This is a genomic window from Candidatus Methylomirabilota bacterium (assembly GCA_035260325.1).
Taxonomy (GTDB): domain Bacteria; phylum Methylomirabilota; class Methylomirabilia; order Rokubacteriales; family CSP1-6; genus AR19.
The window spans coordinates 1-12,171 of sequence record DATFVL010000259.1; the positions used below are offsets into that span (position 1 = coordinate 1).

Annotated in this window: 12 protein-coding genes; 9 read left to right on the forward strand and 3 right to left on the reverse strand. The window is 73.4% G+C overall.

The genetic code is table 11. From position 1 onward, the window contains the following. Positions 1-495, forward strand: a 495-nt coding sequence (locus tag VKG64_16785; GenBank protein ID HKB26694.1) for an ABC transporter permease, incomplete at its 5' end; no start/stop codon positions are given. Beyond that, positions 492-1,403 (forward strand): ABC transporter permease, encoded by a 912-nt coding sequence (locus tag VKG64_16790; protein HKB26695.1) that lies wholly within the window; start codon positions 492-494, stop codon positions 1,401-1,403. The genes VKG64_16785 and VKG64_16790, both read left to right, overlap by 4 nt. Before the next feature lie 15 nt (positions 1,404-1,418). Here VKG64_16790 and VKG64_16795 read toward each other — a convergent pair whose 3' ends face one another. Continuing rightward, positions 1,419-2,108, reverse strand: a complete 690-nt coding sequence (locus VKG64_16795; GenBank protein HKB26696.1) for an AroM family protein — start codon at positions 2,106-2,108, stop codon at positions 1,419-1,421. Then, positions 2,105-2,641 (reverse strand): hypothetical protein, encoded by a 537-nt coding sequence (locus VKG64_16800; protein ID HKB26697.1) that lies wholly within the window; start codon positions 2,639-2,641, stop codon positions 2,105-2,107. Before VKG64_16800 ends, VKG64_16795 begins: the two co-directional genes overlap by 4 nt. Before the next feature lie 57 nt (positions 2,642-2,698). Between VKG64_16800 and VKG64_16805 the strand changes: the two genes are divergently transcribed. From VKG64_16805 to VKG64_16830, 6 genes are all read left to right on the forward strand, one after another. Next, a complete protein-coding gene (locus tag VKG64_16805; GenBank protein HKB26698.1) occupies positions 2,699-5,302 on the forward strand; it encodes a DEAD/DEAH box helicase in 2,604 nt (867 codons plus the stop codon). Positions 5,303-5,310: 8 nt separating this feature from the next. Beyond that, positions 5,311-5,796, forward strand: a complete 486-nt coding sequence (locus VKG64_16810) for a hypothetical protein (GenBank protein HKB26699.1) — start codon at positions 5,311-5,313, stop codon at positions 5,794-5,796. A 328-nt stretch (positions 5,797-6,124) separates the two neighbouring features. Next, positions 6,125-6,436 carry a hypothetical protein gene (locus tag VKG64_16815; GenBank protein HKB26700.1) on the forward strand — a complete coding sequence of 104 codons (312 nt, stop codon included), beginning with the start codon at positions 6,125-6,127 and terminating at the stop codon, positions 6,434-6,436. After that, the gene (locus VKG64_16820) at positions 6,426-7,130 is read left to right on the forward strand and encodes a HemK2/MTQ2 family protein methyltransferase (protein ID HKB26701.1); all 705 of its coding nucleotides are present in this window, start codon (positions 6,426-6,428) and stop codon (positions 7,128-7,130) included. Before VKG64_16815 ends, VKG64_16820 begins: the two co-directional genes overlap by 11 nt. Next, positions 7,127-7,870: a ChbG/HpnK family deacetylase gene (locus VKG64_16825; GenBank protein HKB26702.1), complete on the forward strand. Its 744-nt coding sequence runs from the start codon at positions 7,127-7,129 to the stop codon at positions 7,868-7,870. The genes VKG64_16820 and VKG64_16825 overlap by 4 nt, the downstream gene beginning before the upstream one ends. A gap of 10 nt (positions 7,871-7,880) precedes the next feature. Further along, a complete protein-coding gene (locus tag VKG64_16830; GenBank protein HKB26703.1) occupies positions 7,881-8,876 on the forward strand; it encodes an ROK family protein in 996 nt (331 codons plus the stop codon). Between the two features lie 23 nt (positions 8,877-8,899). Here VKG64_16830 and VKG64_16835 read toward each other — a convergent pair whose 3' ends face one another. Beyond that, a complete protein-coding gene (locus tag VKG64_16835; GenBank protein HKB26704.1) occupies positions 8,900-9,391 on the reverse strand; it encodes a TlpA disulfide reductase family protein in 492 nt (163 codons plus the stop codon). An 18-nt stretch (positions 9,392-9,409) separates the two neighbouring features. On the opposite strand from VKG64_16835, the gene VKG64_16840 reads away from it, so the two are divergent. Further along, positions 9,410-12,171, forward strand: a 2,762-nt coding sequence (locus VKG64_16840; GenBank protein HKB26705.1) for an FAD-linked oxidase C-terminal domain-containing protein, incomplete at its 3' end; no start/stop codon positions are given.

The window sequence follows — 12,171 nt, forward strand, 5'->3', positions numbered from 1 at the left end:
CCCGAGCCGCTGACGCACCTCCTCTTCGTGGACGCGCTCCTGCGCGGCCAGTGGGCGACCTTCGCCGACGCGCTGGCCCACGCGATCCTCCCGATGGTCACCCTCTGCTTTCCGGCGCTCGCCTCGATCATGCGCGTGAACCGCGCCGAGATGATCGAGACGCTCCGGCAGGACTACATCGTCAACGCGCGCGCGCAGGGGATCTCGGACTTCCGCATCGTCGCGCGCTACGCGCTGAAGAACGCGATGGTGCCGACGCTCACGATGATCGGGCTCCGCTACGGCTGGATGCTCGGCGGCACGGTGCTGGTCGAGACGGTCTTCGACTGGCCGGGCATCGGCCTCTACGCCGTCAGCTCGGCGGTGGCGAGCGACTTCCAGCCGATCATGGGCGTGACCCTCCTGATCGGCCTCAACTTCATGCTGGCGAACTTCCTCGTGGACCTCGCGTACGGGTGGCTCGACCCGCGGACGCGCGAGGCGGGGGCGACGTGACGGCGCGGGTCCTCGTGCGGTCGCCCCTCGCGGGCTGGCTCGAGCGCCACGAGCCGGCGGCGCGCGAGCTCCGGCTCTACGCGCGGATCTTCGCGCGGAGCGCCTCGTCGCTGCTCGGGCTCGGCCTGGTGCTCCTGTTCCTCCTGGTCGCGGCGCTCGGCCCGTGGATCGTGCCGTACCCGGAGGACGCGCGCGGCGCGGTCCACCTCGACCTGAAGCTCCAGGCGCCGGGCGCGGCGCACTGGTTCGGCACCGACGAGGTGGGCAACGACGTCTACACGCGCGTGATCCTGGGCGCGCGCGTCTCACTCCAGATCGGCCTCATCATCACGCTCGTCGGCGGGCTCATCGGCGTGCCGCTCGGGATGCTCGCGGGCTACGTGGGCGGCCTCCTCGGCGACGTCATCATGCGCGTGACCGACGTGTTCCTCTCGGTGCCCGCGCTCGTCCTGGCCCTCGCCATCGTGGGCGCGCTCGGCCCCGGCATCGTCAACGCGATCGTCGCGCTCTCGCTCGTCTGGTGGCCGGGCTACGTGCGGCTCGTCCAGGGCAAGACGCTCTCGCTGAAGGCCCAGACGTTCGTCGAGGCGGCGCGCGCCGTCGGCACCGGCCGGCTCCGCATCGTCTTCGTCCACATCCTGCCGAACTGCCTGTCGACGATCACGGTCAAGGCGAGCATGGACATGGGGACCGCGATCCTCGCCGCGGCGGGCCTCGGCTTCATCGGCCTCGGCGCCCAGCCGCCGCACCCCGAGTGGGGCGCGATGATCAGCTACGGGCGGAACTATCTCCCGACGTGGTGGTGGTATTCGGCCTTCCCCGGCCTCTTCATCTATCTGACGGTGCTCGGTTTCAACCTCCTGGGCGACGGCCTCCGCGACGTCCTCGACCCGAAGAGCCGCGGCTAGCGGCCGGCGGGGCCGTCAGACGCCGCAGAGCTCGGCGAGCACGCGGGCGACGAGGAGGTTCGCGACGAGCACCGGCGCGCCGATCGCGGCCCGGAGCTCGTCGCGCGTCTTCTTCCTGAAGCCGATGCAGTCCATCACGACGAGCCCGGCGTGCGCCGAGCGGAGCGCGTCCGCCGCGCGCGCGAGCGCGACGGGATTCTCCTCCTCGTAGGGTGAGAGCGGGACGACGACCGGATCGAAGCCGTCGGCGCGCCAGCGCGCCTCGGTCTGCGCCACGTGGGGCTCAGACGGCGTGAGGATACCCAGGCGGCCGGGCCAGCGGAGCCCGCGGAGCGCGCCGAGCAGGATCGGCTGGGGCTGGACGCAGGGACGCCGCGCGGGGATGGGCGGGAAGGCGCCGGTGCAGAGGAGCGCGGTCAGGCCCGCCCCCGCGGCCTCGAGCGCCGCGATCTTTGCCTGCACGCGCGCGACCACGTGACGCTTGGCGACGAACACCGAGCTCGCGTCGGCGAGCCGCGTGACGAGGATCTCGTCGCCCGGACCCGGCGCGAGCGCCGCGATCTCCGCGCGTGTGAGCCCGTCGAGGGCCCCGGCCTCGCGGATGTCGATGCCCGGGCCGAGGATCTCGGCCATGTCGGGCACGACGTCGGCGCGCGGCGACTGGCCGATCGTGACGAGCCCGACGCTCGGACGCGACGCCGTCACAGCACGTGGAGCAGGGGACGCGCGGTGAGCGCGTCCGGCTTCCAGAAGCCGGTCTCGGCGAACCACGCGAGCGCCTGTCGCGGATCGGCCGATCGGGCGAGCGCGAGGGTCTGGCCGCCCTCGAAGAACCCGCCGAACGCCACGCGCCCCGCGCCGCGCATCTCGATCAGCGCGAACTGCGCCATGTCGTGCTGGGCCACCGGGCCCTCGACGATCGTGACCGAGCGCGAGCCGTCGAGGACGACGGGGACCATCTCCCATGGCTCGACGAACTGGGCGAAGCTCCGCGGCTCGTAGCGGGTCCAGACGCCACCCGTCCAGTACGGGTCCTCTTCGATCGCGTGCTCGAGCTGGCCGGGCTGCTGGAGGCGGTAGAAGACGTCGGCGCTCTTGCCGTCCGGCGCCGGGCCGCCGCCGACCAGGATGCCGGCCGCGCGCAACCCCTGGAGGCGCTCGAGGTGGGCGCGCCGGTGGCCCTCGCGGCGGGTCAGGTAGTCGTCGGCGGCCGTGACGGCGATGTGGAAGACGATCACGGTCGAGAGCCTACCAGATCGCGGCCCGCGCGAGCCGGCGTGTTACTGTGTCGAGTGATGGAGCTGCTCGAGGAGTTTCGTGCTCGGTACCCGTTCCCGCTCGACGACTTCCAGCTCGAAGCGATCCAGGCGATCGCGGCCGGCCAGTCGGTGATCGTCTCGGCGCCGACCGGGGCGGGCAAGACGCTGGTCGCCGAGTTCGCGATCCACGCGGCGCTCGCGGCCGGCCGCCGCATCGCCTACACCACGCCGCTCAAGGCGCTCTCGAACCAGAAGTTCGCCGACTTCACCCGCGCGTTCGGCGAGGCGCGCGTCGGCATCCTGACCGGCGACGTCAAGGTGAACCCGCACGCGCGCGTGCTCGTGATGACGACGGAGATCCTCCGGAACGCGCTGTACGGCTCGGGCCTCGAGGACCTCAGCTACATCGTGCTCGACGAGTGCCACTACATGGGCGACGAGGGGCGCGGCACCGTGTGGGAGGAGATCATCATCGGCGCGCCGAAGGACGTCGCCCTCGTCGGTCTCTCGGCGACGGTCGCGAACGTCAAGGAGATCGCCGACTGGATCTCGCTCGTCCACCGGCCGATCGTGCCGATCTACCATCCCCACCGCCCGGTGCCGCTCCGCTGGGCGATCGCCGATCTCGCGGGCGAGATGCACGACCTCGACGACGTGCGCCGGGGCCGGGCGCGCGTCGTCGGCGACGAGCCGCGCGGTCCCGACGACCGCGGCCGCTGGTACACGCGCCGGGTGGCGGACCCGACGGTGCTGATCGAGGCGCTCGCGGCCCGGCGCTGGCTCCCCGCGATCTACTTCATCTTCAGTCGCGCCGGCTGCGAGCGCGCGATGCACGACGTGCTGACCGAGGGCCGGAGCCTCCTGACGGCGGAGCAGCAGGCCGAGGTGGACCGCGCGATCGGCGAGGCGGTCGCGGAGAGCCCCTCCGTCGGCGAGTCGGCGCTGTCGCAGTCGGTCTTCCAGGGACTCAGGATCGGCGTGGCCCTGCACCACGCGGGGATCCTGCCCGGCCTCAAGCGGCTCATCGAGACGCTGTTCGAGCGCGGCCTCTGCAAGGTCGTCTTCGCGACGGAGACGATGTCGCTCGGCATCCACATGCCCGCGCGCGCGGTGGTGCTCCAGGGGCTCACGAAGCGCACCGACCGCGGCTTCCGCTCGCTCACCCACAACGAGCTGACCCAGATGGCGGGCCGGGCGGGCCGGCGCGGCATCGACGCCGAGGGCGAGTGCGTGATCGCGCTCGACGCGCGCGACGGCGTGGACTCCGTCTTCCATGTCGTGGACGGCGCGCCCGAGCCGATCGAGAGCCGGTTCCGGCTCGGCTACGGCTCGGTCGCGCTCCTGCTCGGCACCGGGGCCGAGCCGGACGTCCTGCGCCGCCGGATCGAGTCCTCCTTCGGCCAGTACCAGAACCTCAAGCGCGTCCGCGAGCTTGAGGCCGAGGTGCTGAGCCTCGAGGCCCAGCTCGCGGCGCTCGAGCGATACGAAGCCCCGTGCGGCGACTTCCAGCGCGTCGGCCGGTACCGGCGCGCGCGTCAGGAGCAGGAGGTGCGGCGGCAGGCGCTCGGCCGCGGCGGGCGCCGGGGCGAGCGGAGCGTCGCCGAGGCCGAGACGGGCCGCCTCGCGCTGGTCCGGCGCAAGGGCGCGCCGAGCCTCGCGCTGATCCTCGGCGTGCACTCGACGCGCGGCGGGAAGGCGCTCCTCGACGCGCTCCTTCCCCACGGCGCCGTCGTCCGGGTGAAGAGCGGCGTCGTGAAGCGCGTCTTCTGGGCCACGCCGCCGATCCACGTGTCGCGTGACCTGGGCCGCGAGGGCCGCGGTCGCGACGGCCGCGGCCTCGGCCACCTGGCCGCCGAGCTCGGCCGGCTCTCCGTCGCCGAGCTCGTCGAGCGCGAGCGCGCCGAGGGTCCCGGCGCGGTCCTCGCGGCGATCGAGTGCCACCGCTGCCCGTGGGGCGCGCTCCCGAAGTGCGACCGCGAGTGGCGCGAGCTGGAGACGCTGACGGAGCGGCTCGGCGCCCGCCGGCGCGCCCTCGAGCACGTGCGCGGCGCCTACTGGCAGGAGTTCCTGCGCGTCGTCGAGGTCCTCGAGCAGTTCGGCGCGATCCGCGAGCGGCGGCTCGAGCCGCGCGGGCGGCTCGTCGCGAGCCTCCGCCACGACAACGAGCTGCTCGTCGCCGAGAGCGTGTTCCGCGGCCTCTTCGCCGACCTCACGGGGGCCGAGGCGGCGGCGCTCGTCTCGGCGCTCATCGAGGAGTCGCGCTCCGGCGAGCCGGCGCGCGCGCGGGAATTCCTCCGGAAGCGCCCGAAGCTCCGCCGGCGGCTCGCCGAGCTCGAGGGCATCGCCCGCACGCTGCACGAGGCCCAGCGCCAGCGTCACCTCGGGATCCCCCTCGGCGTCCACGGGGGCTTCATGCCGGCCATCTTCCGCTGGGCGTCCGGCGAGGACGACTGGACGGCGATCGTCGAGGACGCCTTCGGCGGTCACGAGGGCGACCTGATCCGCGCGATGCGCCGGCTCATCGACCTCCTGCGCCAGCTCGCCGAGAGCCCCGAGGTGCCCGCCCAGACGGCGCGCGTGCTGGCCCAGGTCGCGCGGGTCGTGGATCGTGGCATCGTGCTCGAGTCGGCCCTGATATGATTCCTGCCGTGGGCCGTCACGCACGCTCGGCCGTGGTGCTCCTCGTGGCGCTCGCCGGGTGCGCCACGCTCTGGCCTCAGGAGCGGCACGCGCTCCACGGGCCGACCGCCGAGGAGATCTGGATGGCGCGGGTCCTGCTCGCCACCGCGCACGAGCCGAGCTTCGACGACCGGCAGCGGTGGGATGACCAGATGGACCAGCGGCTCTCGCAGTACCTCTCCCGCCACCCGCGGCTCGCCAACTCGATCGACGTGACGAGCCTCACGATGACCCGCCAAGTGACGGTGGGCATGGAGCGGGAGCTGGTCCTGCTGCTCCTCGGCCCGCCCGTGCTCGGCGCGAAGGAGGCGGCCGAGATCGAGAAGCTGGCGCGCGGCTACTGGCCGCTCGTGAAGGTCAACAAGCCGACGGAGGCGTGGCTCTACCCGCAGGGCTGGCGCCTGTTCCTCGACGACGCGCGGATCGTGGACATCACGCAGTACCTCGAGCCCTGACGCCCGACCTGGTCCGCACGGAGCCCCGCCGATGATCGAGTCCAGGCTGATCGTGACGAAGGAGACGCCGCTCGCAAGGAGGCAGCCATGCTTGAGGAGAAAGTGATCGCGAGCTGGAAGTACAAGAAGGGCGCGCTCGACGCGAAGACCGCGTACCTCTGCTATCTCGCGGCGAATCTCGCCGTGGGCAACACCCACTGAGCGAAGCGCGACCTGGCAGGTGCCAGGACATCGGGCGCGAGCGAGGACGAGGTGCGCGAGGCGATCAGCTTCGCGATCCGCGCGAACGCGGCGAAGGCGCACGCGGACATCCTCAAGGTGTGGACCGATGGCGGAGGTTAGCCTGACCGCGGCGTTCTCCACGGTCCCCGCGGGGGAGGCCGAGGACATCAAGCGGGTCCTCGTCGAGACGGTCGAGCAGCTCGCGCGGGACGACGGCGCCTTCACGCGGGCGAAGCTCGTCTTCACCGAGTCCGACGAGCGCTGCGGGCTCACCGCGGAGCTCGACGGCGTGAAGAAGGAGGGCGTGCCCCTCCAGCTCGACCTCGACACGCTCGAGGACGCGAAGACCTCGGCCGGGGCGCGTGCCCAGCTGAAGGAGGCGCTGCGCCTCTACTTCCGGAGGGTCCTTGGCAAGTAGCGACGACGGCGTCCTCCTCTTCGTCTGGCGCGGTTCCGTGCTGCGCGTGCCGGACGGCGTCCAGCCGCCGAAGGCGGGCTCGCGCTTCTTCTGCCGCCACCTCGCCGTGGGGTCCGGCGAGCGCGCGCTCGAGATCGGGAGCGGCGCCGGCCTCGCCGCCGTCCTCATCGCCAAGGCCGGCGCACGCGTCGTGGCGACCGACATCGTGCCCGCGGCCGTCGAGGCCACCCGCGCCAACGCCGCGCTGAACGGCGTCGTCGTGGACGCGCGGCTCGGCGACTGCTACGCGCCCGTCGCGGGCGAGCGCTTCGACCTGATCTGCGCCAACGCGCCCCAGATGCCGACCCCGCCCGGCCGCGCGCGGGCGGACGCGGCCGCCGCCGCCGACAACGGCGGTGGCGACGGCTGGGAGATCCTCGACCGCGTGATCCGCGGCGCGCCCGCGCACCTCACCCCGCGCGGCCGGCTCGTGTTCGCGATCTTCGCGTTCCTCGGCGCGAAGCGCGCGTTCGCGAAGCTCGAGGCCGTCGGGCTCGAGCCCGCGCTCATCGCGAGCGAGAGCCAGTCGTTCCCGCGGATCGGCTACGAGCGGCTCGAGCACATCCGCGCGGTGGACGCCGAGGCGACGGTGCCGGCGACGGGCCTCCCGCCGACCGTCGAGCGGCTCCTGATCCAGGGAACGCGCCGCGCGTGACGCGCCGGCTCATCGTCAACGCGGACGACTTCGGTCTCACGCCCGGCGTCAGCGCCGGTATCCTCGCCGCGCGGCGCCACGGCATCGTGACGAGCTCGACCGTGCTGGTGACGGCCGGCCCGGACCGCGACGACCTCGCGCGCGCGCGCGACGCCGGGCTCGGCCTCGGGCTCCACGTCAATCTGACCCTCGGCCGGCCGCTCACGCGCGCGCGCTCGCTCGTGGACGCCACCGGACGCTTCGTCCGGGACGCGCGCCACGCCGCGGCGCGCGCGGACGCGAAGGACGTCGGGCGTGAGATCGCGGCGCAGATCGAGATGTTCGAGCGGCTGGCGAAGCGGCCGCCGACCCACCTCGACACCCACCACCACGTCGGCCTCCTGGCGCCGGTCGCCGAGGTCGTCCTCGCCGCCGCACGGCGGCTCGGCGTCCCCGTGCGCAGCCAGAACGCGGCGTCGCGGGCGCGAGCGCGGAGCGCCGGGCTCAGGACGCCCGACCACTTCTTCGGCGAGTCGGGGCCCGGGGCCTACTGGTCGCTCGCGCGGACGCTCGCCCATCTCCGCGCCCTCCCGCCCGGGGTCTCGGAGTTCATGAGCCATCCCGGCTGGTGCGACGACGCCCTCGCCGGGAGCCGCTACGGCCGCCAGCGCGAGACCGAGCTCGTCGGCCTCGGGACCCCGGCGGCGCGCGCCGCTGCGCAGAGCCTCGGTCTGCAGCTCTGCCACTTCGGCGACCTCTAGCCCGCGCGCGATGACGGCGGGAGGGCTGCTGCTCGGCGTGGACGTCGGCGGCACGACCATCGCCGCCGGCGCCGTCACGCCCGCGGGCGAGGTGATCCTCGAGCGCCGCCTCCGGACCCGTGAGCGCGGTCCGGGGCACGCCGTCGAAACGATCCAGGCGCTCATCGGCGCACTCGTCGCCGCGCTCCGCGACGACGCGGAGCGCCCGGGGCGCACGCCGGCGGCGATCGGCCTCGGCGTGCCCGGGCCCGTGGTCGCCGGGCGCGTCGGCGAGCCCGTGCCTCACGTCCCCGAGCTCGCCGGTCGCGCGCTCGCCGCCGAGCTCGCCGAGCGCTTCGGGCTCCCGGCCTTCGTGGACAATGACGTGAACGCGCTGGCGCTCGGCGAGTGGATGTTCGGCGCCGGGCGCGGCGCCCGCTCGCTCGTCGTGCTGGCGGCCGGGACCGGCTTCGGTGGCGGCATCGTGCTCGACGGCCGGCTCGTGCGCGGCGTCGCGGGCTTCGGGGGCGAGCTCGGCCACGCGCCGGTGAAGCTCGACGGGCGGCCGTGCTGGTGCGGCGGCCGCGGGTGCCTGGCGGTCTACGCGAGCGGCCGCGGCATCGCGGAGTCGGCGCGCGAGCGTGTCGCGAGCCGGCCGGACTCGAGCCTGCGCCGCGCGGCGGGCGGCGACGCCGCCGCGATCACGGCGCCGCTCGTGTTTCGCGCCGCCGGCGAGGGCGATGCGGTCGCGTCGTCCGTCGTGGACGAGGCCTGCCGCGCGCTCGGCGCGATGCTCGCCACGGTCGTCAACGGGCTCAACCCGGATGTCGTCGTGATCACCGGCGGCGTGGCCGCGTCGTACGCGGCGCTCGAGCCCCGGATCCTCGAGGCGGCGCGCGGGCACGCCTTCAAGGAGGCGCTGGCGGCGACACGCGTGACGATCGTTCCGGGGGACAAGCACGTCAGCATGCGCGGCGCCGCGGCGCTCGCGCTCTATGAGCTCGCGGGGCGAGCCGAGGGAGCGTAGGGCGAGCCGAGGGGCGCCCGCGGCTACTTCGCCGACTTGCCGAGCAGGCCGTCGAGGATGCGCGGCAGCCGCGTGATCGCCGACTCGCCGTGGATGCGCGCGACCATCTCGCCGTTCTTGTCCACCACGACGGTGTAGGGCGTGCCGCGGAAGCCGAAGCGGTTGCCGACCGTGAGCCGCGGATCGAGCGCGACCTTGTAGGTGACCTTCTGCTCCTGGACGAAGCGCTGGACGTCCGCCTGCGTGTCCTGGACGTGGATCGCGAGCACCTCGACGCCGCGCGGGCGATAGCGCTCGGCGAGCCGCGCGAGCGTGGGCGACTGGGCGATGCAGGGCTTGCACCACGACGCCTGGAACCGCAGCACGAGTACCTTCCGGCCGATGAGCTCGCGCGAGTCGAGCCAACCCTTGCCGTCGAGGACGCGGACCCGGAAGCCCGGCGCCGCCGGCGCGGCCTCGCTCGCGGCGACGGAAACGCTCAGCAGCATGGCGAGCGCGAGGGCGGGGACGCGCACGGAGGGTATAATAGCCGCGTGAACGACCTCGAGCACGAACTTCGGAAAGTCGTCGCCGGGGACGTTCGCTTCGATCCCACCTCGCGCCTCCTCTACGCGACCGACGCCTCGATGTACCAGGTGGAGCCGCTCGGCGTCGTCATCCCGCGCGACGCCGACGACGTGCAGGCGGCGGTCGAGGTCGCGAGGGCGCAGCGGGTCGCGCTCCTCCCGCGCGGCGGCGGCACCTCGCTCACGGGCCAGACCGTGAACCGTGCGCTCGTGCTGGACTTCTCGCGGCACATGCACGCGGTCCTCGAGGTGAACGCCGAGGAGTCGTGGGCGCGCGTCCAGCCCGGACTCGTGCAGGACAACCTGAACCACCACGTGCGGCCGCTCGGCCTGCTCTTCGGCCCGGACACCTCGACCTCGAACCGCGCGACGCTCGGCGGGATGCTCGGCAACAACTCGGGCGGCTCGCACTCGATCGCCTACGGCCTCACGGTCGACCACGTGCTCGAGCTCCGGTGCCTCCTCGCCGACGGCACGCGCGTCGCTTTCGGCGAGGTGACGCCCGTCGAGTTCGAGGCGAAGTGCCGGGCGCCGGGGCTCGAGGGGCAGATCTACCGCGAGGTTGCGCGCATCCGCGACGCGTACGCCGGCGAGATCCGCGCGCGGTGGCCGAAGCACTGGCGGCGCGTCGCCGGCTACAATTTGAATGAGTTAGTGGGGAACGGAGCCACCCGCGCCTTTCTCAGGCCACCTTCGGAACGCGCCGGCCCCGCGGACCCCGCTCCAACAGACGCCCCGCTCAACATGGCCCGGCTCGTGGTCGGCTCCGAGGGCACGCTCGTCACCGTGCTCGAGGCCAAGGTCCGCCTCGTGCGGCGGCCGACGCGGACCGCGCTCGACGTCATCCACTACCGCGGCCTCCAGGAGGCGCTCGAGTCGTCGCAGGCGATCCTCGAGACCGGGCCCTACGCGGTCGAGCTGACCGACAAGATGATCCTCGACCTGGCGCGGGGGAACATCGAGCAGTCCGCGCGCATGGGCTTCGTCCAGGGCGACCCCGAGGCGATCCTGATCGTCGAGTACGCGGGGGAGAGCGACGCCGAGGTGCGCGCCAAGGTGGACGCCCTCGAGCATCTGCGCGGCCGCGAGCGCTTCGGCTACGCCGCCCACGTCGCGTACGACGCCGCGGAGCAGCAATCGATCTGGAAGCTCCGGAAGTCCGGCCTCGGCCTGCTGCTCGGCATGAAGGGCGACAAGAAGCCGATCGCCTTCGTCGAGGATACGTGCGTCGAGCCCCGCCACCTCGCCGAGTTCGTGCCGCGCTTCCGCGACGTCTTCGCGAAGCACGACACCGTCGGCGCCTACTACGGCCACTGCTCGGTGGGGTGCCTCCACATCCGCCCCGTCATCGACCTCAAGACGCCGCGCGGGCTTGAGCAGGTGCGCGCGATCGCCGACGAGATCACCGACCTCGTCGTGGAGTTCGGGGGGACGATCTCGAGCGAGCACGGCGACGGCCGCGCGCGGAGCCCGTTCCTCGAGCGGATGTACGGGCCCACGCTCATGCGGGCCTTCCGCGAGCTCAAGCACGCCTTCGACCCCGAGAACCGGATGAACCCGGGCAACATCGTCGCCTCACCCGGCATCACCGAGCACCTCCGCTACGGCGCCGGGTACACGACGTGGGCGCCCGCGACGCTGCTCGACTTCTCGGAGCAGGGCGGCTTCGCGGCGGCGGTCGAGATGTGCAACGGCGTCGGCGCCTGCCGCAAGACGCTCGAGGGGACGATGTGCCCCTCGTACATGGCGACGCGGGACGAGGAGCACTCGACGCGTGGCCGCGCGAACGCCCTCCGCGCCGTGCTCTCGGGCGCGCTGCCGCCGGGCGAATTCACGGGCCGGCGGCTGTACGAGGTCATGGACCTCTGCCTCGAGTGCAAGGGGTGCAAGGCGGAGTGCCCGGCGAACGTGGACATGGCGAAGCTCAAGTACGAGTTCCTGCACCACTACTACCAGGCGCACGGGCTCCCGCTGCGGAACCGGCTCTTCGGCCGCATCGAGCGGCTGAACCGCCTGGGCGCGCGCCTGCCCCGGCTCTTCAACGCGCTCTCGGGCACGGCGCCGAGCCGGTGGCTCCTCGAGAAGCTCGCGGGGGTGGACCGGCGCCGGCCGCTGCCGCCGCTCGCCGAGCAGACGTTCACCGCGTGGTTCGCCCGTCACGCCCCGCCCGCGGCGGCCCCGCGCGGCGAGGTGGTGCTCTTCCACGACACGTTCGTGACCTACAACCAGCCCTCGATCGCCCGCGCGGCGGTCGAGCTCCTCGAGGCGGCGGGCCACCGCGTCGTCCTCGCGGACAAGAAGTGCTGCGGGCGGCCGATGATCAGCAAGGGGATGCTCGCCGAGGCGCGCGAGCACGCGGCCTGGAACGTGGGTCGCCTGGTCCCCTACGCGGAGCGCGGCGTCGCGATCGTGGGGCTCGAGCCCTCGTGCCTGCTCACGCTGCGCGACGAGTCGGTCGACCTCCTGCGCACCGACGCCGCGCGGCTGGTGGCCCGGCGGGCGTTCTTGCTGGAGGAGTTCCTGCAGCGCGAGCGCGGGCGCGGCCTCGAGCTCCCCTTCGCGCGCCACGGCCGGAAGGCGCTGCTCCACGGCCACTGCCACCAGAAGGCGCTGGTGGGCACGGCGCCGACCGTCGCCGCGCTCGCGTGGGCCGGCTTCGAGGTCACCGAAGTGGACTCGGGCTGCTGCGGCATGGCGGGCTCGTTCGGCTACGAGAAGGAACACTACGA

Bases quoted from the DNA above. Each gene is read 5' to 3' on its own strand.
- VKG64_16830 (HKB26703.1), top strand. From the start codon at position 7,881: ATGACGGCGGGAGGGCTGCTGCTCGGCGTGGACGTCGGCGGCACGACC.
- VKG64_16805 (HKB26698.1), top strand. From the start codon at position 2,699: ATGGAGCTGCTCGAGGAGTTTCGTGCTCGGTACCCGTTCCCGCTCGAC.
- VKG64_16815 (HKB26700.1), top strand. From the start codon at position 6,125: ATGGCGGAGGTTAGCCTGACCGCGGCGTTCTCCACGGTCCCCGCGGGG.